Consider the following 26,254-nt stretch of genomic DNA (forward strand, 5'->3'; position numbering starts at 1 on the left):
TTCGGACGGAGCAGCGATATCAGCGTCGCGTTCAGCCGTCACCGACGCGTTCGATGTCCGCACCGACCGCCTGTAGCTTTTCCTCAAGCCGCTCATAGCCGCGATCGAGGTGATAGACGCGGCTGACCTGGGTTTCCCCGTCGGCGATCAGCCCGGCCAGGATCAGGCTCATCGATGCGCGCAGATCGGTCGCCATGACCGGCGCGCCGACCAGGCCGGGGACGCCGCGCACCACGGCGGTGCGCCCGCTCACGGTGATGTCCGCGCCCATGCGCGCCAGTTCGGGAACGTGCATATAGCGGTTTTCGAAGATCGTTTCGGTCAGCACGCTCGCGCCCTCGGCCTTGCAGAGCATCGCCATGAACTGCGCCTGCATGTCGGTGGCAAAGCCGGGATAGGGCGCGGTGGACAGCGTCAGCGGACGCAGCGGCCCATCCGCGGCGATCCGCACCCCGTCCTTCTTTTCCTCGACCGTCACGCCCGCCTCCACGAGCGCGTCCAGCGTCGCGCGCATGTCGCCGGCGCACGCACCCGCCAGCAGGACGTCGCCGCCGGTGATCGCCGCCGCGCACGCATAGCTGCCGGCCTCGATCCGGTCCGGCATCACCTTGTAGGTGGCGCCGTGCAGCCGCTCGCGACCTTCGATGGTCAGCGTCTCGCTGCCGATCCCGTCGATCGACGCTCCCATCGCGACCAGCAGATTGCACAGATCGACGATCTCCGGCTCACGCGCGGCGTTTTCCAGCACCGTCGTCCCCCTGGCCGTCGCCGCCGCCATCAGCGCATTTTCGGTCGCGCCGACCGACACCACCGGAAAACGGTATCTGCCGCCGGCGAGTCGTCCACCCGGCGCCGTCGCCTTTACATAGCCGGCGGCCAGTTCGATCTCCGCCCCCATCGCCTCCAGCGCCTTGAGGTGCAGGTCGATCGGGCGATTGCCGATCGCACAGCCGCCGGGCAGCGACACCGTCGCCTCCCCCGCCCGCCCCAGCAGCGGCCCGAGCACCAGGATCGACGCGCGCATCTTGCGCACGATGTCATAGGGCGCGACGGTGGAGGTGAGGCGCGAGGCACGCACCGTCATCACCCGGCCGAAATCGGTCGGTCGCGTTCCTTCGATTGCGGTCGATGCGCCCAGTTCGTTGAGCAGATGGCCGAAACCATCGGCGTCCGCGAGTCGAGGCAGGTTGCGTAGCGTCAGCGGTTCATCGGTCAGTAACGCGCAGGGCATCAAGGTGAGCGCCGCGTTCTTGGCTCCGGAAATCGCGATCTTGCCGGAAAGACGATTGCCGCCACGGATGAGGATACGGTCCATCGGGCGCTTCTAGCGCCTCGAAAATCGCACGCAAGCTGCCGCTCGGGCCGCCCGCATTGATCGATTTTAATGCATTGAAATCGCATGACTGCTTTGCAAGCACCCAGCAGGGGGAAAGTACCAAGTGTCAGGTAGTTGTTTCGCGGAGGTTCTCGGCGAACTGATCGAGTTGACGTCGACCGAACGGTCGGCGCTCGAGCAGCTTGAGGAGCGTCAGCGTCACATCCGTCGCGGCGCGATCCTTCAGCGCGAGAATGAACCGGGCGACGAACTCTACATCCTCCGCAAGGGGCTGATGATGAGCTATGTGCTGCTCGACGATGGCAGCCGGCAGATCCTGCGCTTCCTGTTCCCCGGCGACATGCTGGGAGTTTCGACGATCATCTATCGCGAATCGCCCGAAACGCTGTGTGCGCTTTCCGATTGCGTGGTCTGTCCGTTCGATCGCAACGCGTTCGCGCAGCTGCTCACCGCGCATCCCCGCCTGTCGGCGCTGATCCTCGTCTTCAGCCAGATCGAGCGGGTCGCACTGACCGATCGGCTCGCCGCGCTCGGCCGAACCTCGGCAAAGGCCCGGGTGGCGGCACTGCTGCTCGACCTGCGCAACCGCCTGCGCTCCACCGACAAGTCGATCGACAAGGTCTTCGCGCTCGGCCTGACCCAGGAAGAGATTGGCGACGCGACCGGCCTGACCGCCGTTCACGTCAACCGCATGCTGCGGCAGCTGGAAGAGGAAAAGCTGATCGCGCGCGAATCGGGCCGGGTCACGCTGATCGACGCCCGGGCGCTCGCCCGCGCCGCCAATTATGTGAACCGCTACGAAAGCCTCGATCTCAGCTGGCTTCCCGCGCCCCGTTGATCCTGTCGCCGGCTGGCCCGGCTACCGGGCAGACCGGACGGAATTATCGCGCCGCTACGCCTTTTCGAGCGTGCATTGCAGCGGATGCTGATTCTGGCGGGCGAAATCGATCACCTGCGCGACCTTGGTCTCGGCCACTTCGTAGCTGAACACCCCGCACACGCCGACGCCGCGCTGATGGACGTGCAGCATCACCTGCGTCGCCTCCTCCATGTCCATCTTGAAGAAACGCTGGAGCACCAGCACGACGAATTCCATCGGCGTATAATCGTCGTTCAGCATCAGCACCCGATAGGGCGTGGGCTTCTTCGTCTTGGCGCGGGTCCGCGTGGCGACCCCGGTGGCCGATCCGCCATCGTCGTCGCGGTCGGGATCGTCGGCCATCAGGGTGAAGGGGGTCAGCTCTGTCATGAGGGCTTCAAAAATATGACGACACCCGGTTCGGGGCAAGGGCGCTAACCGCGTTTTCGCCGGCCGGACACAACAAAAAGGGCGGCCGCAGACGCGACCGCCCTCGATCCTGTCGGATCCGGCAAAGGTTCAGGCCGCGGCCTTGACCTTGTCCATCGCCACCGCGAAGCGGCTCGACACCGGCTGCGCGGCATCGCCGGCGAGCTTGATCATCGCTTCGGTGTTCTTCGACGTCTCGGCGACGACCGCGTCGAACGAGCTGCGCAGATAGTCGCTTTGCAGCTTGAAGAAATCGGCCGGCGACTTCACGGCGGCCAGGCTCTTCATCGCGGCGGTCGCGCTCTCGAACGACTTGCGGCTATATTCCGCAGCGTCCTGGCCGATCGTCTCGAGGCCCTTGGCGGCGATCTTGCCGCTTTCGACCAGCGCTTCGACATTGCCCTTCGCGAAATCGGTCATTTCACCGACCAGCTTGGTGTTCTTTTCGACCGCGGCCTTCGCACGATCGTTCATATCGGCGAACATCGCCTGAGTCTTTTCGATGGCTTCCATGAGTTCAGTTCCCTTGGCTACAGTTTCCGCCATCTCAGGGGCGGTATCCTCAATGATCTTCCGGGCCGGCGCGGCGGCTGGCGCCGCCGTCTCGGCGACCTCTTCCGCTATGGGGGCCGCGACGACCGGCTCGACCACGGTTTCGACGGTTTCGACAGCCGCCTCCGCCGCCTTCGCAGCCGGTTCGGCCACGACGGACTTCACCGGTTCGACGCTCGCCGCTTCCGTCACCGCAGGCGAAGTCGCCTTCGGCTTGGACGCTGTCGTCTTCCTGACCGGCTTCTTGCCGGCACGTGGAGCCTTGCTGGCCATTGCACATTCCCGAATTGGCTGTTGCAATGCAGCATATAGCTTTCGGACATGAAGGTTTCAAGTCGATTTTTGTGCAGCGCACAATAAATTTACCGGGTCCGGACGTACAGCCCCGGCGCATCCCCAAGCCCCTTATTATCCTTGGGTTTTCGCGCGCCCTTTGCCGGGGTGCGTGCGCCATCCACCCCCTCGATCCAGCCGATCCAGTCCGGCCACCAGCTTCCCTTGACCTCGGTTGCGCCCGCAACAAAGTCCTCGAGCGTGCGGGCCGGCTTCGCGTTGATCCAGTGCTGGTACTTGCCGGCGGCCGGCGGGTTCACCACCCCGGCGATATGGCCCGACCCGGCCAGAACGAAGCGCAGCGGCCCCGCCAGATGCTCGGTCAGCTTCCACACGCTGGCCGGCGGCGCGATATGATCCTCGCGCCCGGCCTGGACATAAGCCGGCGTCGTCACCTTGCCCAGGTCGATCGGGGTCCCGCCCACCGACAATGCGCCGGGCTGGACCAGCAGATTGTCGCGGTACAGGTCCGACAGATAGGCGGCATGCCATTTCGCCGGCAGGTTGGTGACGTCCGAATTCCAGTGGAGCAGATCGAACGGCGCGTAATCGTCGCCAAGCAGGTAATTGCTCGTCACATAGTTCCAGATCAGGTCGCGTCCGCGCAGCAGGTTGAACGTCGCCGCCATGTACCGGCCGTCCAGAAACCCGTCGGTGGTGAGCGAGCCGATCAGGGCGAGCTGTTCGTCATCGACGAACACGTTGAGGTCGCCCGCCTCGCTGAAATCGACCTGCGCGGTAAAGAAGGTCGCGCTCTTCACCCGCTCCTGCTGCCCCCGCGCCGCGAGCACCGCCAGCGTCGCCGCAAGCGTCGTTCCGGCCACGCAATAGCCGATGCTGTGGACCGACTCGACGCCCAGCAGGTCGCGCACCGTGTCGATCGCATCGATCTGCCCGCGCTCGACATAATCGTCCCAGACGACATCCGCCATCGACGCGTCGGCGGATTTCCACGACACCACGAAAACGGTCAGCCCCTGATCGACCGCCCAGCGGATGAAGCTCTTCTCGGGCGTCAGATCGAGGATGTAGAAGCGATTGATCCAGGGCGGAAAGATCACCAGCGGCGTTTCGAACACGGTTTCGGTGGTGGGGCTGTACTGGATGAGTTCGTACAGCGCCGTGCGCTTGACCACCTTGCCCGGGGTGGTCGCGATATTGCGCCCGAGTTCGAACGCGCCCTCCGAGGTCTGCGTCAACTGCCCTTTCGACAGGTCGTTGAGCATATGGGAGAGTCCCTTGATCAGGTTCTCCCCCCCTGTTTCGATCGTCCGCTCGAGCACCTGGGGATTGGTCGCGGGAAAGTTCGACGGACTCATCGCGTCGATGAATCCGCGCGTCGCGAAGCGGAGTTGCTCCTTCTGCTTCGGGGTCAGCCCGTCGATCTGCTCGACCCCGGCCAGCAGGTGGCTCGACAGCGTGAAATAGCTTTGGCGGATAAAGTCGAAGATCGGCTGTTCGCGCCATTGCGGCGCCTTGAACCGGCGGTCCCGCGTCTGGTCGGGGCTTTCATCGGCGGGCGGGGCCGATGCCGGATCGATGAACCGTTGCCACAGGCGCATCGTGTCGCCCCAGAAATCCGCCTGCGCCCGCACCATCGCGGTGGGATCGAACGTCGCCGCCGGCATCGACGGCACCTGACCGGCCAGATCCAGCCCATGTTCCATCATCATCTGCTGCGCGCGGCCCAGGACCCAGGTCCAGTGCTGCAATCCTTCGAGCGTCGGCGCGTCCGTCGCCGCACCGTCGCCTGCCGCTGCATGCGCGGTGCGCGCCTGCGGCTCGGCATTCGTCTCGTCGGGCTTTTCGGTTTTCTTCGCGCGCGGCTGGCGGGGCTTGGTCGCCCTGGCCGATACCGGGCGCGGCTTGGCGTTCTTTGGCGCCGCCTGCTTTTTCTTGTCGCTCGCCACGCGCCTCTCCTCTGGTTTGCTGGCCCGGCCCCTGTATAACGGGCATGCGCGATCCGCGCGACCGCCCCTGGAGCCTTTCGAGCGAGAGATGTCCGAAGAATTTTACCGCATCAAGCGACTGCCGCCCTATGTCATCGCCGAAGTCAACGCGATGCGCGCAGCGGCACGCGCGGGCGGGGAGGACATTATCGATCTGGGCATGGGCAATCCCGACCTGCCGCCCCCCGCGCATGTGATCGACAAATTGTGCGAAGTCGCGCGCAAACCGTCGGCGCATGGCTATTCGCAGTCCAAGGGGATTCCCGGGCTGCGGCGCGCCCAGGCCAATTATTACGCCCGCAGGTTCGGAGTCGATATCGATCCGGAGAGCGAGGTCGTGGTGACCATGGGGTCGAAGGAGGGGCTGGCCAGCCTCGCCACCGCGATCACCGCACCGGGCGATGTCGTGCTGGCGCCGAACCCGTCCTATCCGATCCATACCTTCGGCTTCATCATCGCCGGCGCCACGATCCGCGCGGTCCCGACCACGCCCGACGACGCCTATTTCGAAAGCCTGGAGCGGGCGATGAACTTCACCGTTCCGCGGCCCAGCATCCTGGTGGTCAACTATCCGTCCAATCCGACGGCGGAGACGGTCGATCTTGCCTTTTACGAGCGGCTGGTCGCGTGGGCGCGTGACAATCGGGTGTGGATCATTTCCGATCTGGCCTATTCCGAACTCTATTATGACGGCAAGCCGACCCCCTCGATCCTCCAGGTCAAGGGTGCGAAGGACGTCGCCATCGAATTCACCAGCCTCAGCAAGACCTATTCGATGGCCGGCTGGCGGATGGGGTTCGCGGTGGGCAACAAGACGCTGATCGCGGCGATGACGCGGGTGAAATCCTATCTCGACTATGGCGCCTTCACGCCGATTCAGGCGGCCGCGTGCGCCGCGCTCAACGGACCCCAGGACATCGTCGATTCCAATCGCGAACTCTATCACAAGCGGCGCGACGTGCTGGTCGAGAGCTTCGGGCGGTCGGGATGGGAAATCCCAAGCCCCGCCGCGTCGATGTTCGCCTGGGCGCCCCTGCCCCCGGCGCTCGCCCATCTCGGCAGCCTCGAATTCTCGAAACAGCTGCTCACCCATGCCAAGGTCGCGGTCGCGCCGGGCGTCGGCTATGGCGAAAATGGCGAAGGCTATGTGCGCATCGCCATGGTCGAGAACGAACAGCGGCTGCGCCAGGCAGCGCGCAATGTGAAACGGTATCTGCAATCGATGGGCGTCAACACCCCGGCGAAATCCGCCTGATCGGGCGCAACCCGCGGGAATCACGGAAAAGGGTTTGAAAACGCGGCGTTAACCGTTGTTTCCCTATCAAGCCGGGATGGCGTCCATTACGCTCCCCCAGCGCAAGATCCCGATCATCGCGACCGTCGCGATCAGCTATTTCGTGCTCGCGCTCGGAGCGATCTGGCTGACGCGTCTCAGCAACAATGTCGCACTGTTGTGGTTGGCGAACGCGCCGTTGATCGTCGCCTTCTGCACCCGCCCGCGCCGGGAACATCTTGCGCTCGCGCTGAGCTGCATGGCGGCATCGTGGAGCGCGACCACCGCGATCTCTCCCTATGCGCCGATCGCGGCGATGTTCATGGTCCTCAACGTCGCGGAGGCGTGGCTCACCTTCGCCCTGCTCCGCCGGTTCGGACACGGGCGACGCCCGCTGACCAGCTTCGCATCGATCGCGCCCTTCGTCGCGGCCGCCGGCCTGCTGGCGCCGGGGATAGTCGGCGCATTCACCGCGACCGGGCTGTGGCTGTTCCAGGGCGCAGCGCCCGGCTTCACCTATCTGAACTGGCTCGTCGGCCACGGGCTGGGCGCGGTGATCGGGATGCCCGTCGCGCTGCTCCTGCTTGGCGACCGCCAGTATCGCGAAGGGCTGAACCGCGAGCGGGTCGGGCTGTTCCTGCTCGTCACCGGCGCGATGGTCGGGGTCGTCGTCGCGACCTTCTATCAGGACAGGCTCTCGCTGCTGTTCCTGCCGATCCTGCCGATCGTCGTCGCGACCACCCTGTTCCGGTTTGCCGGCGCCGCCGTCGCGGTGTTCGCGACCGCCGTCATCGGCGCACTGTTCACCCTTGCCGGCCACGGCCCCGTCCACCTGGTGCAGGGCAGCGACGCATTTCAGCTGCAATTCTTCCAATTCTATCTCGGCACGGTGTTTCTGACCGCGCTGCCCTTTGCGACGATGATGGCCGAGAATCGCCGACTGACCGAAACGCTCGCCGCGAGCGAGGCGCGTCACCGGTTGATCACCGAACATGCCTCGGACGCGATGATGGCGCTCGACCCCGACGGAACCGTGCGATTCGCCTCCCCCTCCGTGCTCGAAGTCACCGGTTTCGTGCCGTCGGCGCTCGTCGGCGAAGACGCGCTGACGCTGGTCGCGCCGGAGGACCGCGCGCGCGTCGCCGCCGTCCATCGCGCCGCGCTGGCGAACCCCGACAGCTCGCACCGGATCGACTATCGTGGCGTCACGCCGGGCGGAACCGGGCGCTGGTTCGAAACCACAACGCGCGCCGTCTCGGGTCCCGATGGCGCGATCGCCACCGTTGTCAACGTCGTTCGCGATCTCAGCCAGTACAAGGCGCGCGAAGCGGATCTGGAGCGCCAGGCATCGACCGATCCGATGACTGGCCTGCTCAACCGCCGCGCCTTTCAGGGGCGGCTCGCCGGACTGGTCCGCAGCGATCGAGGGACGAGCGGGGTGCTCGCGCTTCTCGACCTGGATCATTTCAAGGCGGTCAACGATCGCTGGGGGCATCCCGCCGGGGACGCCGCGCTGCTCGCCTTTTCGGATGTCCTGCGCGATTGCGTGCGCGCGCAGGACGTCATCTCGCGCCTCGGCGGCGAGGAGTTCGCTATCCTGTTCCCCGACCTCCATCCCGCCGCCGCCAGCGCGGCGTGCGAGCGGGTTCGGAGCGCGGTCGCGGCGATGAGCGTCGTGACGCCAGCGGGCGCGTTCTCGATCACGGTGAGCATCGGCATCGCCCTGATCGCGCCCGACGCCTCGCCGGAGGCAATTCTGCGTCAGGCCGATGCGGCGCTCTATCGGGCGAAAGCGGCGGGGCGCAACCGCGTGACGGTCGCCGCCGCCGTATAATGGATCACTGAGCGGCGCGCGGCGCCGCGTCTGCCGCGTCGCCCACCACATCCTCGGGCAGCGACCAGATCAGATCATGCTTGCCCAGCGGACGACCGTCATGGCTGGTCACCTGGACCGGCGCGATCCGCCGGCGATCGCGCGCATCGACCAGCACCGGACTCGCCGGCAGGCCCGTCTCCCAGCGCTCACCCCATTGCCGCAGCGCCACCATCGTCGGCAGCAGGGCGAAGCCCTTCTCGGTCAGGCGGTATTCGACCTTTCGCCGGTCGTCGTCACAGGTCTGGCGCGCAAGGATGCCGTGATCGACCAGCCGCGCCAGGCGATTGGCCAGGATGTTTCGCGCGATCCCCAGTTCAGACTGGAATTCCTCGAAATGGTGCAAGCCGTTGAACGAGGCGCGCAGGATCAGGAACGACCAGCGCTCGCCCATCGCCTCCAGCGCGGCGGGAAGGCTGCATTGATTGACGAGTTCGCGAAGCGGTTCTCGCAGTCCGGTCTGACCCATAGCAGGTGAAACTACCTCAATTTCCTCGCCGCACAAACCGCAATGATTTTCGCGATCGCAGCATAGGTTTTCTCTTGAAACTAAAAATCTATGGGAATAAGTAGCGATTCGCAACCTTTACTGCACCCCCCAGGAGGAAGACATGATCCGCTTTGCCCCGCTCGCCGCCGCGCTGTCGCTCGTGGCCCTCACGCCCGTCGCCGCGATGGCCCAGAGCAGCTATTATTCCGCGACCGCGACCGCAGCGCCGAAGAAGACGAGTTTCGTGACGAAGACGACGATCTGGAAGTGCCAGGGCGCCGAATGCGCCGCGCCCAAGTCGACGATGCAGGACAAGGTCATGTGCGAACGCGTCGCGCAGCAGATCGGCACGCTCAGCACCTTCACCGTCGCCGGGACGGCATTCGACGCCGAAGCGCTGTCGGCCTGCAACGCCCGCGCGAAGTAAGTTACCGTTGCGCAACAGTGAAACGGGCATCGGCGCTGCCGGTGTCCGTTTTGCGTTGAATTATATTGCAAAGCAGCGCTTCGTCGCACCATCTTGTCGCCGTGCTGCGCCAATATGAACTCGTCGATCGGGTACTGAGCTACGATCCCAAGGCCGACGAGGCGCTTCTCAACCGCGCCTATGTCTTCTCGATGCATGCGCATGGCAGCCAGAAGCGCGCATCGGGTGACCCCTATTTCAGCCACCCGATCGAGGTGGCGGGCATCCTCACCGATCTGCATCTCGACGACGAGACGATCGCGACGGCGATCCTCCATGACACGATCGAGGACACGGTCGCCACGCCCGAGGAAATTCTGGCCCGGTTCGGCCCCAGCGTCGCGCGGCTGGTCGATGGGGTGACCAAACTGTCCAAGATCGAGGCGCAGACCGAAAGCGAGCGCGCCGCCGAAAATCTGCGCAAATTCCTGCTGGCGATGTCGGACGATATCCGCGTGCTGCTCGTCAAGCTCGCCGATCGCCTGCACAATATGCGCACCCTCCACCATATCCCCAAGGAGGAGAAGCGGCGCCGCATCGCCCGGGAGACCATGGATATCTATGCCCCGCTGGCGGAGCGGATCGGCATGTACGAATTCATGAACGAGATGCAGACGCTGGCGTTTCAGCAGCTCGAGCCGGAAGCCTATGAATCGATCACCCGCCGGCTCGAGGCGCTGAAGGTCGAGGGCGAGGATCGCATCTCGAAGATCGGCTCCGGCCTGAAGCTGCTGCTGTCGCGCGGGGGGGTGGAGGCGGATATTTCAGGGCGCGAGAAACACCCCTATTCCATCTGGAAAAAGATGTCGGAGCGCCATGTCAGCTTCGAACAGCTTTCCGACATCATGGCGTTCCGCGCGATCGTCGATACCGAAGAGGAATGCTATCGCGCGCTCGGCATCATCCACCGCCGCTGGCCGATGGTGCCGGGGCGGTTCAAGGATTACATCTCGACGCCCAAACGCAATGGCTATCGCTCGTTGCATACCAGCATCATCCATGCCGGCGACACGCGTGTCGAAATCCAGATTCGCACCCGCGACATGCACGCCCAGGCCGAATTCGGCCTCGCCGCGCACTGGGCATATAAGCAGGACGGAGTCCGGCCGGACACGCAGATCCGCTGGATTCAGGATCTGGTCGAGATTCTCGATACCGCCGAGAGTCCGGAGGAATTGCTCGAACACACGCGCATGGCGATGTATCAGGATCGCATCTTCGCGTTCACGCCAAAGGGCGAGCTGATCCAGCTGCCCAAGGGCGCGACGCCGATCGATTTCGCCTATGCCGTCCACACCGATCTGGGCGACCAGTCGGTCGGCGCGAAGGTGAACGGCCAGGTGGTGCCGCTGCGTACCGAAATCCAGCAGGGCGACCAGGTGGCGATCCTGCGGTCGAAGGCCCAGCAGCCGCAGGAAAACTGGCTCAACTTCGCGATTACCGGCAAGGCGCGCGCGTCGATCCGCCGCCATCTGCGCCACAAGGAGCGCGAAGAGACGATCGCGCTGGGCCGCAACCTCTATGACGAGATTGTCGGCCGGCTGCCCGTGGCGATCGGTGAGGAAGCGCTGGGCGACGCGCTGTCGCGACTGAAGCTGGATGACGAGAGCGCGCTGATGGAGGCGATCGCGCGCCAGCGGGTCACCGATGTGCAGGTGATGGAGGCGTTGATGCCGGGATCGACCGACGGCGACGTCGCGCCGCTCCCCAGCCAGCGCGCACCGATTTCGATCAAGGGGCTGACCCCCGGGGTCGCCTTCACCCTCGCGCGCTGTTGCCATCCGATCCCGGGGGACCGGATCGTCGGCGTCCGCCGTCCCGGCGCCCCGATCGAGGTGCATCAGATCAGCTGCGCCCAGCTCGACACCGTGGAGGATGACGACTGGATCGACATCGGCTGGGGCGACGGGGTCGAGGGCGGCACCGCGCGACTCGCGGTCACGCTGAAGAACGAACCCGGCGCGCTTGGCGCGGTGGCGACCCTGCTCGGCCAGCACAAGGCGAACATCCTCAACATTCGCTTCGACACCCGCGACACGACCTTTCACACCAACATGATCGATCTGGAAGTGCGCGACGCGGCCCATCTGATGAAACTCGTCGCCGCGCTGCGCGCCGCCGACGCCGTGAGTTCCGCCGAACGCGCCTGATTCCTCCCTTCCACGGCTAAAGGATCGCCACCATGGACCGTCGCACCTTCCTCGCCTCCGGCACCGCCGTCGCGGCGCTCGCTGCCTCCACCGCACCGGCGAGCGCGCTCCAGTCCGCAGCCGCGAAAGCGGGCGCCGGCGATGCGGGCCTCAACGCCATCTTCAACAAGATGCTGATGGAGCGCATCCAGCGCGCACCCGAACTCGCCACCTCGATCGGGTTCGACAAGGGCGCCAACGCGCCGCTCAAGCATCGCCTCAACGACCGCTCGCCCGAAGCGAAGGCTCAGGCGCAGGCCGATACCAAGGCGTATCTCGCACAGATCGAGGCGGTCGATCCCGAAACCCTGTCCGACGCGTCGAAGCTGGACCGCGAAATCGTCATCTATTCGATGAAGGGCCAGCTGCTCCCGCGTGAGAAGTTCGGCATCGATACGGTCATGCGCCCCTTTGCCATCTTTCAGCAGGGCGGCGTCTATTTCTCGATGCCCGATTTTCTCAACACCACCCATGTGATCGCGACGAAGGACGATGCCGAGGCGCTGCTCGACCGGCTGTCGCAAATGGGCGGCGCGCTTGACGCCGACACCCGCGAGCAGGCCGAACTGGGCGCACGCGGAATCGTCGCGCCCGATTTCTCGCTCGACCTGACGCTGGAACAGATGGCCAAGCTGCGCGCGCCGGCACCGATCGACAACACCATGGCGAAATCGCTCGTGCAGCGCACCGCGGCCAAGGGGATCGAGGGTGACTGGGGGGCGCGCGCCGCGAAGATCATTGCCGAACGCGTCTATCCCGCGCTCGACCGCCAGATCGCGCTGGTCAGGTCCCAGCGTGCGAAGGCGCGGAGCAGCGCCGGCGTGTGGGACGTGCAACAGGGCGACGACATCTATGCGGCGGCGCTGGCACAGGCCACGACCACCAATTTCACGCCGGCCGAGGTTCACAAGATCGGTCTCGACGAGGTTGCGGAGATCAGCGCGCGGCTCGACACCATCCTGAAGGCGCAGGGGCTGACCCGGGGCAGCGTCGGCGCGCGGCTGACCGCGCTCAACGAACGGCCCGATCAGCTCTATCCCGACACGGCGCAGGGCCGGATCGACCTCATCAAATCGCTGAACGCCGACGTGACGAAGGTGAAGGCGCTGCTGCCCCGCATGTTCCGCGACCCGGTGACGCCACCGCTCGAAATTCGCGCGGTGCCGGTGGAAATCCAGGACGGTGCGTCGAACGGCTATTACAACCGCGCCGCGCTCGACGGATCGCGCCCCGCAATCTATTTCATCAACCTCAAAAGCGTGGCGGACTGGCCCAAATATTCGCTGCCCTCGCTCACCTATCATGAGGGGCTTCCGGGCCACCATCTCCAGATCAGCACCGCCCAGCAGGCCGAAGGGCCGATGATCCGCAAGTTCAGCTTTTTCGGCGCCTATAGCGAGGGCTGGGCGCTCTATGCGGAGCAGCTCGCCGACGAACTGGGCGCCTATGAGAATGACCTGCAACGCGCGGGCTATCTCCAGTCCTTCCTGTTCCGCGCCGCGCGACTGGTGATCGATACCGGCATCCATTACAAGAAATGGAGCCGCGAACAGGCGACCGATTACATGGTGAATACCGTCGGCTTCGCCCGGCCCCGCTCCCAGCGCGAGGTGGAGCGTTACTGTACCCAGCCCGGCCAGGCGTGCAGTTACAAGATCGGCCATACCAGCTGGGTCCGCGCCCGTCGCAAGGCGCAGGAGATCGCCGGCGCAAAGTTCGACATCAAACGGTTTCACGAGGTCATCCGGCGCGGCGCGGTTCCGCTCACCATCCTGGAGCGGCTGGTGGAGGAGGACGCGCGGCGGGTCGCCGGTGCCTGACGGCATGCGCGCCGGTGCGAATCCCGATGACGCGCCCGGATTGGCGCGCTAAAGCCGCACGCCATGCAACGCCCCAAGCTCTCGGTCGTCATTCCCTGCTACAATGAGGAAGGCTGTCTGGAGCTGCTGCACGAGCGCGTCTCGGCAGCGGCCCGGGCCGCGGTTGGCGACGATTATGAGATCGTGCTGGTCAATGACGGTTCGCGCGATGGCAGCTGGTCGGTCATGCACCGGCTGTGTGCCGGCGATCCCCGGCTGGTCGCGATCAACCTGTCGCGCAACCATGGTCATCAACTGGCGCTCACCGCCGGGCTCGATCTGTGCGCGGGCGAGGAAATCCTGATCATCGACGCCGATCTTCAGGACCCGCCCGAACTGCTCGCCGACATGCGCGCGACGATGCGCGAGCAGCAGGCCGATGTCGTCTATGCCGTGCGCCGCAAGCGCGATGGCGAAACGATTTTCAAGAAGGCGACGGCGGCGATCTTCTACCGCATGCTCGACCGGATCACGGACACGCCGATCCCGCTCGACACCGGCGACTTCCGGTTGATGAGCCGCCGCGCGCTGGATGCGTTGCTCAGCCTGCCCGAACAGGCGCGGTTCATTCGCGGCATGGTCGCCTGGGTCGGCTTTCGTCAGGTGCCGTTCGTCTATGACCGGCACGAGCGTCATGCCGGCGAAACCAAATATCCGCTCGCCAAGATGATCCGGTTCGCGCTCGACGCGGTGACCGGGTTTTCGACTGCGCCACTGCGCTTCGCCAGCCATGCCGGGCTTGCGCTGACCGGCCTGTCGGCGCTGCTGTTCCTCTATATCGTCATCGGCTGGCTGATGGGCAGCGCGGTGCAGGGCTGGACCTCGACGATGCTGGTCGTCGTGTTCCTGGGCGCGGTGCAGATGTTCGTGCTTGGCATGATCGGCGAATATCTCGGGCGGCTCTATGTCGAATCGAAGCGTCGTCCGCTCTATCTCGTCGCCGACGTCGCCGGGCCGGTGAAGGGACATGCGTCGCTCGGCTATCGCTATGCCGATTCGGGGGAGGTCACCGTGTCGCCGACCCGGCGTGACGCGGCGGAACCTGATCCCGGACCGGAAGCCACCGCGCCGAAGCCGCGCGCCCGGCGCAAGGCGGGCGACCCGCCGACGCTGCTCTGAAACACGCGCTCGCCTTCCTCGCCCTGGCAGGGGCAGCGTTGCCGGCGGCGGCGCAGCAGGCGCCCTCGGCACAGGCGCCGTCGATACAGGCGCCGTCGATACAGGCGCGTGTCGAGAGCGAACTGGCAAAGGCCGCCACCGGCACCCGCTATGGCCTGGTCGTGGCCGACGCCGACGGGCGCGAACTCATCGCGATCAATCCCGATGACCGGTTCATCCCCGCGTCGAATACAAAGGTGGTGACGACCGCCGCCGCCTGGGCGACCATCCCCGATTTCGACCAGCCGGACAGCCGGGGTGGCGCCGCCGTGCGGATCGAGGGGCGCGACGTGATCCTGACGGGTCGCGGCGATGCGCGGCTGTCCAGCGCGCCCGACTGCACGATCGACTGCCTTGCCCAGCTCGCCGATGCGATCGCCGCCAGGACCCGGCGCATCCGCAACATCATCGGCGACGCGACGCTCTTTCCCGACGAACGCTGGAGTTCGGGGATGAGCTGGAACAATATCCCGAGCCGTTCCGGCACCGCGATCGCGGCGCTGACGATTGACGACAACGAAACCGGTGCGACCGTCACGCCGACAGCCGCCGGACAGCCGCCGCGCATCGATCATCCCGGATATTTCGTGGTCGACAATCGCGCGGTGACGGTGGCAGGCGGCAAGACCGACCTGAATTACGACCGGCTTCCGCTCGAACGCACGCTGCGCATCACCGGCACCATCGCCCTCGACGCGAAGGCCCAGCAGTTGCGCTTCGGGATCGACGATCCGGCGCATTTCGCGGCGTGGCGTCTGGCCGCGCTGTTGCGCGAACGCGGCGTCCGGGTCGGCGGGACGATCACCTCGCGCTATCGCCCGGTCAGCGCCTCCGACGACCCTGCCAGCCGGACCGCGGCCCCGCCCCGCCCGGCCGATCCGCAATGGCTCGCCGTGCTGACCCCGCCGCCGCTTGCCGACGATGTGCGGATCACCAACAAGGTAAGCCAGAACCTCCACGCCGAGCTGTTGCTGCGTCGCGCGGGCCTGGTTTCGGGAACCGGATCGGTCGCCGATGGACAGGCGCGGGTCGATGCGATGTTCGCCGCCGCCGGCGCTCCGCGCACCGCCTACGACTTTTCCGACGGGTCGGGCATGTCCACCTACAACCGGATCGCGCCGCGCGGCATGGTTGCGCTGTTGCGCTGGATCGCGGACCAGCCCTGGGGCGCGGCGTGGCGGGCGACACTGCCCGTGGGCGGCGTCGATGGAACGCTCGCGCGCCGCTTCAGGGGAACCGCGCTGGAGGGACGGATTTTCGCCAAGACCGGCAGCCTCAACGCGACCAGCGCGCTGGCCGGCTATCTGATCGCGCGGAGCGGGCGGACGCTCACCTTTGCCGTCTATGCCAACGACATTCCCTCCGGCGCGTCCGGCACCCCGGCGATGGACGCCGCGCTGGTCGCCATCGCCGACGCGAACTGACCTCCCCGGGGCGGATCGGCTTTCGACAGGTGGAGCGCGCGGACCGGCGGCGCGATACGACCTATTTCCTGGGCTGTGCCAGTACGATGATCGAAAGGCCGGGCGGCATCGGCACGCGCCCGAGCAGGTGCCGTTCCAGTCCGAAAATCCGTTCGAACAGCCAGTTCAACGGCTTGGCTGGCGGCGAATCGTCGCTGTCGTCCTTGCCCGTCATCTTGCCGGCCAGCCGCGCCGCGACGGCGGCCGGGAACAGGAGCGAGTTGAACCAGCGCAGCTTGCGCCAGTGCAGCCCCGCCCGGTCGAGCGCCGCGGTCAGCGTCGCCTTCGAATAGCGGCGCTTGTGGTGGTTCACGACATCGTGCGCGCTCCACATCCACTGATGCGCCGGAACCGTGATGAGGATCGTCCCGCCGGGCCGCAGCCGGGCCGCCATCGCCCGCAACGCCGCCACGTCGTCATCGATATGTTCGACCACGTCGAGCACGGCGATCAGGTCATATTGCCCATCCGCCACGCCCGCCAGTTCGGGAAGCGGCGCGCTGCCCACGTCCCTGCCGAGCCGCTGGCTGGCGATATCGCGCGCGGCTTCGTCGATCTCGATCGCATCGACCGTGCCGAACGCGCCGAGCATCGGCAGGTTGTGGCCGGTGCCGCACCCGATTTCAAGGATGCGCGCATTGGCGGGCAGGCGGGCATAGCGAGCGATGTAATCGGCCAGGATGTCGCGGCGGGCGACATACCACCAATGGGTGGAATCATGCTCCGCCATGCGGTCGTAAACGATACGGTCCATATTCAGCCGAATACCCATTGGCGGTTGAACGCGAAAGTCGCGAGCGGCGTAATCGTCACGATCGGGATGAGCGGCACCCAGTCCGGATAGTGCAGATAATCGGCCAGCACCCATGTGAAGAGCGCGTTGAGCATCAGGCCGAACCCCTGGACGATCAGGAATTTGGCGTGCTGGCGCCCGCTATTGTCGCGGCTGCCATGCCCCTTGAAGCTCCACATGCTGTGCAGGAAAAATCCCGCCGTCACCGCCACGATAAAGGCGAACGGCACCGCAGCCACGGCAAGGTTCGGGAACACCCAGGTGGCGAGCGGCATGTAGACCGCCGAATAGATGATCGTCGAGATGACGCCGGCGATACCGAAGCGGATCAGCTGGCCAAGCATGCCGCTGCGTTGCAGTTCGCCGATTCGATGGATGATGACGCGCACGTTCGCCTTGCCCCGGAACCGTGCGCCGCACTAAGCCGCGAGCGGCGGAAGGGAAAGCGGTTTTGATGTCGAAGCGATTCGGGGGGCTGAACCTCGACCACGAACTCACCGAACGCTGGCTGCGCTGGACGCTGCTTGCCTGGGCGGTGATCGCCGGATGGTATCTGTGGAGCCGCTGGGGCTATATCCAGGCGCTCGCGCTGGGCGATACCGACGACAATATGCGGCTGATGCAGGTGCGCGGCCTGCTCGCCGGACAGGGCTGGTACGACCTGCGCCAGTACCGCCTCGCCCCGCCGGCCGGGCTCGACATCCACTGGTCGCGCCTGGTGGACCTGCCGATCGCGGCGCTGATCCTGCTGTTCAAGCCGTTCGTCGGCACCGCCATGGCCGAACGGCTGGCCTGTGGCATCGCGCCGCTGCTGCCGCTGGCGGTGACGATGGCCGCACTCGGCGCGACCGCACGCCGGCTGATCGCGCCGATGGCATGGCCGCTGGCGATCGTGATCCTGATGGGCTGCACCGCGACGATGCTGATGTTCATGCCGATGCGCATCGATCATCATGGCTGGCAGCTCGCATTTCTGAGCCTGACCGTCATGGGGCTTGCCGATCCGCGCCGCGCGCGCGGCGGGCTGACGGTTGGTCTGTCGAGTGCGGCGTCGCTGACGATCGGGCTTGAGATGCTGCCCTATTGCGCGATGGCGGGCGCGATCGTCGCGCTGCGCTGGGTCTGGGATGGGGCCGAGGTGCGGCGGATGCAGGCCTATGCGCTGAGCCTGGCGGGCGGCAGCAGCCTGGGCTTCGTCATCTTCGCCTCCAATGCCAATTACGCGCTGCGCTGCGATGCGCTGACGCCGGTGTGGCTGTCGGTGATGGTGGTCGCGGGCGCGCTGCTGTTCGGGATCAGCCTGCTCAACCCCGACGGGCGGATCGCGCGGCTTGGCCTGGCCGTGGTGGCGGGCGGCATCGTCGCCGGCGGGTTCGCCGCCGTCTTTCCGCAATGTCTTGGCCGACCCGAGGGCGTGTCGCCCGAACTCGCCGAGGTCTGGCTGAACAATGTCCGCGAAGCCCGGCCGATCTATAAACACAGCTTCGCGATGGGCTTCCCGATCGCGGTGTTGCCGATCATCGGCGTGATCGGGGCAGGCGTCGCCGCGTGGCGCGCCCGAAGCGCCGACCAGCTGGTCGCATGGGTCGCGATCGGGCTGTTCACCGCCTTTGCCGCCGCGATGCTGCTGTGGCAGATTCGCGCAGGACCGGCGGCCCAGCTGCTCGCCGCGCCGGGCGCAACGGCGCTGGCATGGATCGTGGTGCCATGGTTCCTCAACCACAAATGGATGCCGGTACGGATTCTGGGATCGGTTGCCGCGTTCCTGCTGGTGTCGGGGCTGTTCGCCGGATTCGTGGTGAAATATGTGAAGGTCGATCCGCCCAGCAAGACGCGCAGCGCGGTCAACCGCGCCAATGCGCGCTGCGCCGGCGCGGCGGGCATGGCGATGCTGGACCGGGCGCTGCCGCCATCGACGCTGTTCACCCATGTCGATCTGGGTCCCCGGCTGATCGTGATGACCCATCACAAGGGCATTGCCGGTCCCTATCACCGCAACGGGCAGGCGATCCTGGATGTCCACCATGCCTTTACCGGCCCCACCGACGCGTTCCGCGGCATCGCCAAACGCTATGGCGCGCAATATCTGCTGGTCTGTCCGAACATGGCCGAAACGACGATCTATCGGTCGCGATCGCCCAAGGGCTTTTATGCGCAGTTGGCCGCCGGCGGCGCGCCGTCATGGCTGGAGCCGATCGCGCTGCCCAAGGGGGCGCCCTATCGGCTCTGGCGCATCCGATACGACCGCTAGCTCGGCGACGTCCGCACGGTCCCCGGGGATTTGGACGTGGCCGGCCGATAGGCGCGCGGATGGGTAGGTTGCGCCGTTACAGTCGGCATCGCGCACGACGGAAGGAACGGGAATGCAGATGAACAACATGGACATCGCCCTCGCCCTCATCCTGTTGCTGGGGGTTCCCGCACGCGCGCTGTGGCGTGAGCGCTCGCGTCGTTCGCGATCGCGCACCGCGCGCTATGGCGAAGCGATCCTGACCATCGCGGCGTGCCTCGCCCTGTTGGCGTTCCAATGGGTGGCGCACGATCGCAGCGCCGCCGCGCTGGGCCTGGTCGTTCCGCTGCGCTGGACCAGCTGGGTCTATCTGTCTGTCGCCGCCGCGCTCATCGGGGGGCTGTGGATCGCCGTCCGGCGACGTCCCGCCGGCCCCGCGCATGGCGGCGACAGTCCGCTGCCGCAGACGGCGGGGGAGCGGCAGCTGTTCATCGTTTTCGGGCTGGTCGCGGGGGCCGGATGGGAACTGCTCTATCGCGGTTTCCTGCTATGGGTTCTCACGCCGCTTGCCGGATCTGTCGGCGCGGTCTGCGTCGCCGCGACCGCCTATGGCGTAGCGCATGGCGTGAAGGATCGCCGCAAGCTGGCGGGAAGCTTGCTTTCGGCATTCGTGTTCACGATCGCCTATGCGCTGACCGGGGATCTGTGGTGGCTGATCGTCATCCACGCCGGACTGCCGATGCTGGCGCTGGCGGCACCACCGGCGCAGGCGTCAACCTAGATCCCGAAGCTGCGCTTGACCCCGTCGATCACGAACTGGATCGCCAACGCGGCGAGCAGGACGCCGAGCAGGCGGGTGATCACCGCCTCGATCTTTGCGCCCAGCAGCCGCATCAGCGGGCCGGCGGCCAGCAGCGAGGCGAGCGTCAGCGCCAGCACGAGGATCAGCGCGCCGAACACGGCGGCGGTCTCACCCGGTCCATCGGCCCGCGAAACGAGCAGCATGATCGTCGCGATCGATCCCGGGCCGGCGATCATCGGCATCGCCATGGGAAAGACCGAGACATCCTCGACCTCGGGCGTATCCATGATCTTGGTCGCGCGATCCTCCCGCCGTTCCTGCCGCTTCTCGAACACCATTTCGAGCGCGATGATGAACAGCATGATGCCGCCGGCGATGCGAAAGGCGTTGAGGCTGATGCCGAGCGTGTGGAGCAGCGCCTCTCCCACCAGCGCGAAGACCAGCAGGATCGCGCTGGCGATCATCGTCGCGCGCATCGCCATCGCCCGCTGCTGCACCGGTTTCGCGCCCTTGGTCAGGCCGGCATAGATCGGCGCGCAACCGGGCGGATCGATCACCACGAACAGCGTCGCGAAGGCGGAGAGAAAGAGTTCGATCATCCGCGTTCCGCCAGCTTGCGCTCCCAGGCGAGCGCGTCGGCGACGATCCGGTCGAGATCGTCATATCTGGGCCGCCAGGGAAGCGCGGCGAGGATGGCGCGGTTGTCGGAGACGAGTTCGTCGGGATCCCCGGCGCGCCGGCCCTCGATCCGGCGGTCGAGCTTCACATTGGTCACGCGATCGACCGCATCGAGCACCTCGAGCACCGAATAGCCGCGCCCATAGCCGGCGTTGAGCGTGTGGCTGGCCGACGGATCGGCGCGCAGCAGGTCGAGCGCATCGACATGGGCCGCGGCAAGATCGCTGACATGGATATAATCGCGCACGCCGGTGCCGTCGCGCGTGGCGAAATCGGTGCCGAAGATCGCGACGCTGTCACGCTTTCCGATCGCAGCCTCGACCGCGACCTTGATGAGATGGGTGGCGCCGGCCGTGCTCTGGCCGCTGCGCCCCTGCGGATCGGCGCCGGCGACGTTGAAATAGCGCAACGCGCAATAGTTGAGCGGATGCGCGGCGGCCACGTCCCGCAGCATGAACTCGGTCATCAGCTTCGACATGCCATAGGGGTTGATCGGCACCCGTGGCGCATCCTCGCGCACCGGCACGCTGTCCGGAATGCCATAGGTGGCGGCGGTGGAGGAAAAGATGAAATGCGGCACCCCCTCCGCCACGGCGCTTTCGATCAGGCTGCGCGTGGCGGCGGTGTTGTTGCGATAATATTTGAGCGGATCGGAGACCGATTCGGGAACCACGACCGATCCGGCGAAATGCATGATCGCGGTGACGCCATGATCGCGGATCGCGGCGCGGACCGCGTCGTCATCGGCCACATTGGCGACGATCAGGGTCGCGCGCGGATCGACCGCCCAGTCGAACCCGGTGACGAGATTGTCGATCACCACCACCCGCCAGCCGGCGTCGAGCAGGGCGAGCACGGCGTGGCTGCCGATATAGCCCGCTCCGCCCGTCACCATCACCGTGCCGTCACGCATGTCGCCCTGCCCCCTCTGGTTGCGGATGCCGCTCAACCCTATCTAGCGCGTCGAAGCAAGGAGTTGAGAGACATGGCGAACGAAACCGCAATCCTGGCGGGCGGTTGCTTCTGGTGCGTGGAAGCGGTGTTCAAGGACCTGATCGGCGTCGAATCGGTCGAAAGCGGCTATATCGGCGGCCATGTGGACAACCCCAGCTACAAACAGGTGTGCGGCGGCGATACCGGCCATGCCGAGGCGTTGAAGGTGACGTTCGATCCCGACCGGATCGGCTATGACGATCTGCTCGACATTTTCTTCGCGACCCACGATCCCACGCAGCTGAACCGGCAGGGGAATGATGTCGGGACACAGTACCGCTCCGCCATCTTCCCGCAATCGCCGGAGCAGGAGGCGGCGGCGCGGGCGGGGATCGCCCGCAACGCAAGCGAATGGCCCGCGCCGATCGTCACCACGATCGAGCCGAACGCGCCCTGGTGGCCGGCGGAATCCTATCATCAGGATTATTGGGAGGGCGAGGGCCAGCGCAATCCCTATTGCCTGGCGGTGATCCCGCCGAAGCTCAACAAGCTGCGCAAGAGCTTTGCCGCACGCTTGCAGGAAGGCGCCGGGGCCTAACGACCGCTGTTGGATGCGCGGCTCAGCGGCGCGCGTCGTCGCGCACGTTGATTGCCGCCGCAAAGGCACGGGCAGACGGCATCAGCGCGCGAACGCTGTCCATCGTCGTGCCGGGAGCATAGCGGTAGATCGTCATCACCCGTCCCCCGACGACGGTCATGCATCCGGCAACGGACAGGGTATAGCCGACCTTCCGTTCGGGCGTTCTCACATCGATCACGCCGCCAAGATAGAGGCAGGACTCGTCCTTGCCGAGAGGCACCATCTCTCCTTTCACGGTGGTGCGCGCGCCCAGTACCCGCGTGGCCTGATCGGACGATCGCGTTTCGATCGCGCGTGAATCGAATCCCCTGACCAGTTCGGGCCAGACCGCCGCCTGCAACTCGGCCGTGGTGGTGACGACGCGCAGCAACTGGACCGGTGTCTTGACGAGGAAATAGCTTCGCCACGGCGGCTTCGTGCCACAGGCATGAACCGACAGATGCGTCACGTTCATTCGGTCGGCGGCGGCAATACGCCGATCGATCGCAACCTCCCTGTCGCTGGACAGGCAATAGCCGGGCGGGGGCGCCACCTCGAACTGTACGGTTTCGATACGGAACGCGCCCGTCGGCGCAGCATCGGCGCCCATCAGCGCGAACGCGGCGGCCCCCAAGGCGACGGGGAGGAGCGCGACGGCTTTCGACACTTAGCGCCGCGCTTTCCCGCGCCCGCGTTCGCGGTCGTCCTCGCGCGCGGCGATGAGGCGTTCGGCGCGTTCGATCCCCGCCGTCCCTTCATTGCCCCCGCCACCGATCAGCGCCGCGGCGCGGCGATAGAGGTCGAGGGCGCGGCGATATTCCCCCCGCGATTCGGCGCAAAGGCCCAGATCGAACACGATCGAGGGATGATCGGGCGCCTGGCCGTCCATCGCCTGCCACGCGGCGCAGGCGGCGGGCAGATCGCGCTGGGTCTGTCGCACGATCTCCTTGAACGGGCGGGTCAGCGACCTTTCGAGTCCGCGCGTGCTTTCGCGAAAGCGGATGCTGTAATTCTGGATCGTCGGCGCGATGTCGGTGCGCACCTCGGCAGCGATGCCCAGGATGATCGCGCGGATCGTCTCCTCGGCCGTGCTCGGCGGATTGCGGCCCCGGCACCAGCTTACCTCGTCCCGTCGTGGCTTGGATGTCGTATAGACGATGCGGCCATCGTTGCGCCGGGCGAGGCGGAAATCGGCGTTCACATTGATCACGCGACGGGTGCAGTCGACCTCCACCATCTCCTCGCGCAGGCATTTGCCGTCGCGCTTGCCGCCCTCACGCTCGACGCACCGTTTCTCCTTGCCCTTGTAGAGGTTTTCCTGGACGCCGGTGGTGACGTTGCCGGTCAACAGCCCGTCGGCATCGCCGCCCCGGCCGCCGACCAGATCGAAATGCGGGCGTCCGTCGAGATCGGGCGCCGACAGCGCGCGCTCGATCGCCATTTCGAGCGCCTGGCCATCCTGACCGGAGAACCGTCCGACGCGCAGCGATTCGAGCATCGCCGCATCGCGATAGGGCGCCGCGAACTTGCCCGTCATCCGCGCGCTTTCGGCATGGGCGCCCCCGGCCAGCACCATCGCGACCGCCGCGGCCGCGGCCCGCATCCGCGTTCCCACCATGATTCCCCCCATGCGTGACAATAGCAGCGTCGGGTGTCGCATCGCGATGCCGATGCCGCAACCCCACAACGGCCCGCCCGGGTTGCATCCCCCGCCCCCCTTTGCTACGCGCCCGCCAACCCATCGGGGCTGCCGCCATGGCTTGCCCCTTTTTCGCATGGGGCCATTTCGAAGATTCCTAGAGGAAACACGCGTCCGTGGAGAATTCCGGCGGTATTCAGGCAAGTCTAAGCGGACGCTATGCGACCGCGCTGTTCGATCTCGCGCGGGAGAAGAGCGCGATCGCGGCAGTCGAATCGAGCCTTGTGACGGTGAAGCAGGCATTGGCCGAATCGACCGATTTCGCGACCCTGACCAGCAGCCCCCTGCTCGCCCGCAAGGACACGGCGAAGGGCGTGGCCGCCGCTGCCAAGGCGATGAAGCTGGATCCGCTGACCACCGATTTCCTGGGCGTGCTGGCGCAGAATCGTCGCCTGGCCGCGCTGTCCGGCATCGTCCGCGATTTCCGCACCCTGGCCGCGCGCCAGCGGGGCGAGACCACCGCCGAAGTCGTGTCGGCGCACCCGCTGTCGAACGCGCAGGTCGAGGCACTGAAGGCGCAGCTGCGCCAGCGCGTCGGCCGCGACGTCAATGTCGACCTGTCGGTCGATCCCTCGCTGCTTGGCGGGCTGGTCGTGAAGATCGGCTCCCAGATGATCGACAGTTCGATCAAGACCCGTCTCAATTCCCTCGCGCACGCAATGAAAGCCTGATCGCGGACGCGATCAGCAGGAAAGGCTAAAGGCAAAACCATGGATATCCGCGCCGCAGAAATCTCCAAGGTCATCAAGGACCAGATCGCCAATTTCGGCACCGAGGCGGAGGTCAGCGAGACCGGCCAGGTGCTGAGCGTGGGCGACGGCATCGCCCGCGTCTATGGCCTCGACAACGTCCAGGCGGGCGAAATGGTCGAGTTCGCCAACGGCGTGCAGGGCATGGCACTGAACCTTGAGGCCGACAATGTCGGCATCGTGATCTTCGGCTCGGACGCCGAGATCAAGGAAGGCGACGTCGTCAAGCGGACCGGCACCATCGTCGATGTGCCGATCGGCAAGGGCCTGCTCGGCCGCGTCGTGGATGGCCTGGGCAATCCGATCGACGGCAAGGGGCCGATCGAATATACGCAGCGCAGCCGCGTCGAGGTGAAGGCGCCGGGCATCATCCCGCGCAAGTCGGTGCATGAGCCGGTGCAGACCGGTCTCAAGGCCATCGACGCGCTCGTCCCCGTCGGCCGCGGCCAGCGTGAGCTGATCATTGGCGACCGCCAGACCGGCAAGTCGGCCGTCGCGATCGACACCTTCATCAACCAGAAGACGGTCAACGCCGGCGACGACGAATCGAAGAAGCTGTACTGCGTCTATGTCGCGGTCGGCCAGAAGCGCTCGACCGTCGCGCAGCTCGTCCGCACGCTGGAGGAAAATGGCGCGATGGAATATTCCATCGTCGTTGCCGCCACCGCGTCGGACCCCGCCCCGCTCCAGTTCCTGGCACCGTACACCGGCTGCACGATGGGCGAATATTTCCGCGACAACGGCATGCACGCCGTGATCGTCTATGACGATCTGTCGAAGCAGGCGGTCGCCTATCGCCAGATGTCGCTGCTGCTGCGCCGTCCGCCGGGGCGCGAAGCCTATCCGGGCGACGTCTTCTACCTGCACAGCCGCCTGCTCGAACGTGCGGCGAAGCTGAACGAGGACAATGGCGCCGGTTCGCTCACCGCGCTGCCGATCATCGAAACGCAGGCGGGCGACGTGTCGGCGTACATCCCGACCAACGTGATCTCGATCACCGACGGCCAGATCTTCCTCGAAACCGACCTGTTCTTCGCGGGCATCCGCCCGGCGATCAACGTCGGCCTGTCGGTCAGCCGCGTGGGTTCGTCGGCCCAGACCAAGGCGATGAAGAAGGTGTCCGGTTCGATCAAGCTCGAGCTGGCGCAGTATCGCGAGATGGCCGCATTCGCGCAGTTCGGCTCGGACCTCGACGCCTCGACGCAGAAGCTGCTCAACCGCGGCGCGCGCCTGACCGAGCTGCTCAAGCAGCCGCAGTTCAGCCCGCTGCCGTTCGAGGAGCAGACCGTGTCGATCTTCGCCGGCACCAACGGCTATATCGACAGCGTGCCGGTGCAGGACGTGGTGCGGTACGAAGCGCTGATGCTTTCGGAGATGCGCAGCAAGCATGCCGACATCCTGAAGGATATCCGCGACAGCAAGGACCTGAGCGACGCCACCAAGGGCAAGCTCAAGGATGCGCTGGAAGCGTTCGGCAAGACGTTCGCGTGATTTGGAGTGCTCCTGCGAAAGCAGGAGCCCA

At 66.1% G+C, this 26,254-nt stretch carries 24 protein-coding genes; 13 read left to right on the forward strand and 11 right to left on the reverse strand.

Features of this window, described 5'->3' with window-relative positions; all coding sequences use genetic code 11:
• Window positions 1-31: 31 nt before the first annotated feature.
• Window positions 32-1,315, reverse strand: a complete 1,284-nt coding sequence (gene murA / locus KF783_RS01670; RefSeq protein ID WP_294076150.1) for a UDP-N-acetylglucosamine 1-carboxyvinyltransferase — start codon at window positions 1,313-1,315, stop codon at window positions 32-34.
• A 124-nt stretch (window positions 1,316-1,439) separates the two neighbouring features.
• Here murA and KF783_RS01675 point away from each other — a divergent pair, with 124 nt between their 5' ends.
• On the forward strand, window positions 1,440-2,174 hold the full coding sequence (locus tag KF783_RS01675) for a Crp/Fnr family transcriptional regulator (protein ID WP_294076151.1): 735 nt from the start codon (window positions 1,440-1,442) through the stop codon (window positions 2,172-2,174).
• Window positions 2,175-2,228: 54 nt separating this feature from the next.
• Here the strand turns inward: KF783_RS01675 and clpS are convergent, their stop codons facing one another.
• The 3 genes from clpS to phaC all read right to left on the reverse strand — a co-directional run bounded on the left by clpS (window position 2,229) and on the right by phaC (window position 5,221).
• Entirely contained in the window at window positions 2,229-2,558 is a 330-nt protein-coding gene (gene clpS, locus KF783_RS01680) for an ATP-dependent Clp protease adapter ClpS (protein WP_294076348.1), read from the reverse strand.
• A 156-nt stretch (window positions 2,559-2,714) separates the two neighbouring features.
• On the reverse strand, window positions 2,715-3,449 hold the full coding sequence (locus tag KF783_RS01685; protein ID WP_294076152.1) for a phasin family protein: 735 nt from the start codon (window positions 3,447-3,449) through the stop codon (window positions 2,715-2,717).
• A gap of 89 nt (window positions 3,450-3,538) precedes the next feature.
• Window positions 3,539-5,221 carry a class I poly(R)-hydroxyalkanoic acid synthase gene (gene phaC / locus KF783_RS01690; protein ID WP_294076349.1) on the reverse strand — a complete coding sequence of 561 codons (1,683 nt, stop codon included), beginning with the start codon at window positions 5,219-5,221 and terminating at the stop codon, window positions 3,539-3,541.
• Between the two features lie 286 nt (window positions 5,222-5,507).
• Here phaC and KF783_RS01695 point away from each other — a divergent pair, with 286 nt between their 5' ends.
• Together KF783_RS01695 and KF783_RS01700 are read left to right on the forward strand one after the other, a co-directional pair.
• Complete coding sequence (locus tag KF783_RS01695; protein WP_294076153.1) at window positions 5,508-6,713, forward strand: LL-diaminopimelate aminotransferase; 1,206 nt, start codon at window positions 5,508-5,510, stop codon at window positions 6,711-6,713.
• A gap of 76 nt (window positions 6,714-6,789) precedes the next feature.
• Window positions 6,790-8,565: a sensor domain-containing diguanylate cyclase gene (locus KF783_RS01700; protein ID WP_294076154.1), complete on the forward strand. Its 1,776-nt coding sequence runs from the start codon at window positions 6,790-6,792 to the stop codon at window positions 8,563-8,565.
• 4 nt (window positions 8,566-8,569) lie between these two features.
• On the opposite strand, the gene KF783_RS01705 is transcribed toward KF783_RS01700, so the two are convergent.
• Entirely contained in the window at window positions 8,570-9,073 is a 504-nt protein-coding gene (locus KF783_RS01705; RefSeq protein ID WP_294076155.1) for a helix-turn-helix domain-containing protein, read from the reverse strand.
• A 142-nt stretch (window positions 9,074-9,215) separates the two neighbouring features.
• Here KF783_RS01705 and KF783_RS01710 point away from each other — a divergent pair, with 142 nt between their 5' ends.
• The 5 genes from KF783_RS01710 to dacB all read left to right on the forward strand — a co-directional run bounded on the left by KF783_RS01710 (window position 9,216) and on the right by dacB (window position 16,190).
• A complete protein-coding gene (locus KF783_RS01710; protein WP_294076156.1) occupies window positions 9,216-9,521 on the forward strand; it encodes a hypothetical protein in 306 nt (101 codons plus the stop codon).
• A 101-nt stretch (window positions 9,522-9,622) separates the two neighbouring features.
• Complete coding sequence (locus tag KF783_RS01715) at window positions 9,623-11,710, forward strand: bifunctional (p)ppGpp synthetase/guanosine-3',5'-bis(diphosphate) 3'-pyrophosphohydrolase (protein ID WP_294076157.1); 2,088 nt, start codon at window positions 9,623-9,625, stop codon at window positions 11,708-11,710.
• Between the two features lie 32 nt (window positions 11,711-11,742).
• A complete protein-coding gene (locus tag KF783_RS01720) occupies window positions 11,743-13,569 on the forward strand; it encodes a DUF885 family protein (RefSeq protein ID WP_294076158.1) in 1,827 nt (608 codons plus the stop codon).
• Between the two features lie 63 nt (window positions 13,570-13,632).
• Window positions 13,633-14,727 carry a glycosyltransferase family 2 protein gene (locus KF783_RS01725; protein WP_294076159.1) on the forward strand — a complete coding sequence of 365 codons (1,095 nt, stop codon included), beginning with the start codon at window positions 13,633-13,635 and terminating at the stop codon, window positions 14,725-14,727.
• Window positions 14,728-14,765: 38 nt separating this feature from the next.
• The gene (dacB, locus tag KF783_RS01730) at window positions 14,766-16,190 is read left to right on the forward strand and encodes a D-alanyl-D-alanine carboxypeptidase/D-alanyl-D-alanine-endopeptidase (protein ID WP_294076160.1); all 1,425 of its coding nucleotides are present in this window, start codon (window positions 14,766-14,768) and stop codon (window positions 16,188-16,190) included.
• A gap of 61 nt (window positions 16,191-16,251) precedes the next feature.
• Here the strand turns inward: dacB and KF783_RS01735 are convergent, their stop codons facing one another.
• Both KF783_RS01735 and KF783_RS01740 read right to left on the reverse strand, forming a co-directional pair.
• Window positions 16,252-16,983: a class I SAM-dependent methyltransferase gene (locus KF783_RS01735; RefSeq protein WP_294076350.1), complete on the reverse strand. Its 732-nt coding sequence runs from the start codon at window positions 16,981-16,983 to the stop codon at window positions 16,252-16,254.
• Window positions 16,984-16,985: 2 nt separating this feature from the next.
• Window positions 16,986-17,411 (reverse strand): GtrA family protein, encoded by a 426-nt coding sequence (locus KF783_RS01740; RefSeq protein WP_366511684.1) that lies wholly within the window; start codon window positions 17,409-17,411, stop codon window positions 16,986-16,988.
• Window positions 17,412-17,476: 65 nt separating this feature from the next.
• Between KF783_RS01740 and KF783_RS01745 the strand changes: the two genes are divergently transcribed.
• On the forward strand, window positions 17,477-19,273 hold the full coding sequence (locus tag KF783_RS01745) for an AcrB/AcrD/AcrF family protein (protein ID WP_294076161.1): 1,797 nt from the start codon (window positions 17,477-17,479) through the stop codon (window positions 19,271-19,273).
• A 112-nt stretch (window positions 19,274-19,385) separates the two neighbouring features.
• Window positions 19,386-20,033, forward strand: a complete 648-nt coding sequence (locus KF783_RS01750) for a CPBP family intramembrane glutamic endopeptidase (RefSeq protein ID WP_294076162.1) — start codon at window positions 19,386-19,388, stop codon at window positions 20,031-20,033.
• Here KF783_RS01750 and KF783_RS01755 read toward each other — a convergent pair.
• Together KF783_RS01755 and galE are read right to left on the reverse strand one after the other, a co-directional pair.
• Window positions 20,030-20,653: a MarC family protein gene (locus KF783_RS01755; protein WP_294076163.1), complete on the reverse strand. Its 624-nt coding sequence runs from the start codon at window positions 20,651-20,653 to the stop codon at window positions 20,030-20,032. The genes KF783_RS01750 and KF783_RS01755 overlap by 4 nt on opposite strands.
• A complete protein-coding gene (gene galE, locus KF783_RS01760; protein WP_294076164.1) occupies window positions 20,650-21,645 on the reverse strand; it encodes a UDP-glucose 4-epimerase GalE in 996 nt (331 codons plus the stop codon). The genes KF783_RS01755 and galE overlap by 4 nt, the downstream gene beginning before the upstream one ends.
• 72 nt (window positions 21,646-21,717) lie before the next feature.
• On the opposite strand from galE, the gene msrA reads away from it, so the two are divergent.
• Complete coding sequence (gene msrA / locus KF783_RS01765; RefSeq protein ID WP_294076165.1) at window positions 21,718-22,263, forward strand: peptide-methionine (S)-S-oxide reductase MsrA; 546 nt, start codon at window positions 21,718-21,720, stop codon at window positions 22,261-22,263.
• A gap of 22 nt (window positions 22,264-22,285) precedes the next feature.
• Here msrA and KF783_RS01770 read toward each other — a convergent pair whose 3' ends face one another.
• Together KF783_RS01770 and KF783_RS01775 are read right to left on the reverse strand one after the other, a co-directional pair.
• The gene (locus KF783_RS01770) at window positions 22,286-22,951 is read right to left on the reverse strand and encodes a hypothetical protein (protein ID WP_294076166.1); all 666 of its coding nucleotides are present in this window, start codon (window positions 22,949-22,951) and stop codon (window positions 22,286-22,288) included.
• A complete protein-coding gene (locus KF783_RS01775) occupies window positions 22,952-23,887 on the reverse strand; it encodes a hypothetical protein (RefSeq protein ID WP_294076167.1) in 936 nt (311 codons plus the stop codon). It lies immediately after the preceding gene.
• Between the two features lie 212 nt (window positions 23,888-24,099).
• Here KF783_RS01775 and KF783_RS01780 point away from each other — a divergent pair, with 212 nt between their 5' ends.
• Together KF783_RS01780 and atpA are read left to right on the forward strand one after the other, a co-directional pair.
• Window positions 24,100-24,654 (forward strand): F0F1 ATP synthase subunit delta, encoded by a 555-nt coding sequence (locus tag KF783_RS01780; RefSeq protein WP_294076168.1) that lies wholly within the window; start codon window positions 24,100-24,102, stop codon window positions 24,652-24,654.
• A 39-nt stretch (window positions 24,655-24,693) separates the two neighbouring features.
• Entirely contained in the window at window positions 24,694-26,223 is a 1,530-nt protein-coding gene (gene atpA, locus KF783_RS01785) for a F0F1 ATP synthase subunit alpha (protein ID WP_294076169.1), read from the forward strand.
• Window positions 26,224-26,254: the final 31 nt, after the last annotated feature.

Origin of the sequence: Sphingomonas sp. (assembly GCF_019635455.1) — a bacterium.
Classification (GTDB): Bacteria; Pseudomonadota; Alphaproteobacteria; order Sphingomonadales; family Sphingomonadaceae; genus Sphingomonas.

What these genes read in the sequence shown, in the direction of transcription:
- KF783_RS01745 (WP_294076161.1), top strand. Translation starts at nt 17,477, where the DNA reads ATGTCGAAGCGATTCGGGGGGCTGAACCTCGACCACGAACTCACCGAA.
- KF783_RS01775 (WP_294076167.1), bottom strand. Translation starts at nt 23,887, where the DNA reads ATGCGGGCCGCGGCCGCGGCGGTCGCGATGGTGCTGGCCGGGGGCGCC.
- KF783_RS01700 (WP_294076154.1), top strand. Translation starts at nt 6,790, where the DNA reads ATGGCGTCCATTACGCTCCCCCAGCGCAAGATCCCGATCATCGCGACC.
- KF783_RS01705 (WP_294076155.1), bottom strand. Translation starts at nt 9,073, where the DNA reads ATGGGTCAGACCGGACTGCGAGAACCGCTTCGCGAACTCGTCAATCAA.
- galE (WP_294076164.1), bottom strand. Translation starts at nt 21,645, where the DNA reads ATGCGTGACGGCACGGTGATGGTGACGGGCGGAGCGGGCTATATCGGC.
- KF783_RS01710 (WP_294076156.1), top strand. Translation starts at nt 9,216, where the DNA reads ATGATCCGCTTTGCCCCGCTCGCCGCCGCGCTGTCGCTCGTGGCCCTC.
- msrA (WP_294076165.1), top strand. Translation starts at nt 21,718, where the DNA reads ATGGCGAACGAAACCGCAATCCTGGCGGGCGGTTGCTTCTGGTGCGTG.
- KF783_RS01750 (WP_294076162.1), top strand. Translation starts at nt 19,386, where the DNA reads ATGCAGATGAACAACATGGACATCGCCCTCGCCCTCATCCTGTTGCTG.
- KF783_RS01695 (WP_294076153.1), top strand. Translation starts at nt 5,508, where the DNA reads ATGTCCGAAGAATTTTACCGCATCAAGCGACTGCCGCCCTATGTCATC.
- KF783_RS01685 (WP_294076152.1), bottom strand. Translation starts at nt 3,449, where the DNA reads ATGGCCAGCAAGGCTCCACGTGCCGGCAAGAAGCCGGTCAGGAAGACG.
- KF783_RS01735 (WP_294076350.1), bottom strand. Translation starts at nt 16,983, where the DNA reads ATGGACCGTATCGTTTACGACCGCATGGCGGAGCATGATTCCACCCAT.
- KF783_RS01720 (WP_294076158.1), top strand. Translation starts at nt 11,743, where the DNA reads ATGGACCGTCGCACCTTCCTCGCCTCCGGCACCGCCGTCGCGGCGCTC.
- atpA (WP_294076169.1), top strand. Translation starts at nt 24,694, where the DNA reads ATGGATATCCGCGCCGCAGAAATCTCCAAGGTCATCAAGGACCAGATC.
- KF783_RS01755 (WP_294076163.1), bottom strand. Translation starts at nt 20,653, where the DNA reads ATGATCGAACTCTTTCTCTCCGCCTTCGCGACGCTGTTCGTGGTGATC.
- KF783_RS01725 (WP_294076159.1), top strand. Translation starts at nt 13,633, where the DNA reads ATGCAACGCCCCAAGCTCTCGGTCGTCATTCCCTGCTACAATGAGGAA.
- murA (WP_294076150.1), bottom strand. Translation starts at nt 1,315, where the DNA reads ATGGACCGTATCCTCATCCGTGGCGGCAATCGTCTTTCCGGCAAGATC.
- clpS (WP_294076348.1), bottom strand. Translation starts at nt 2,558, where the DNA reads ATGGCCGACGATCCCGACCGCGACGACGATGGCGGATCGGCCACCGGG.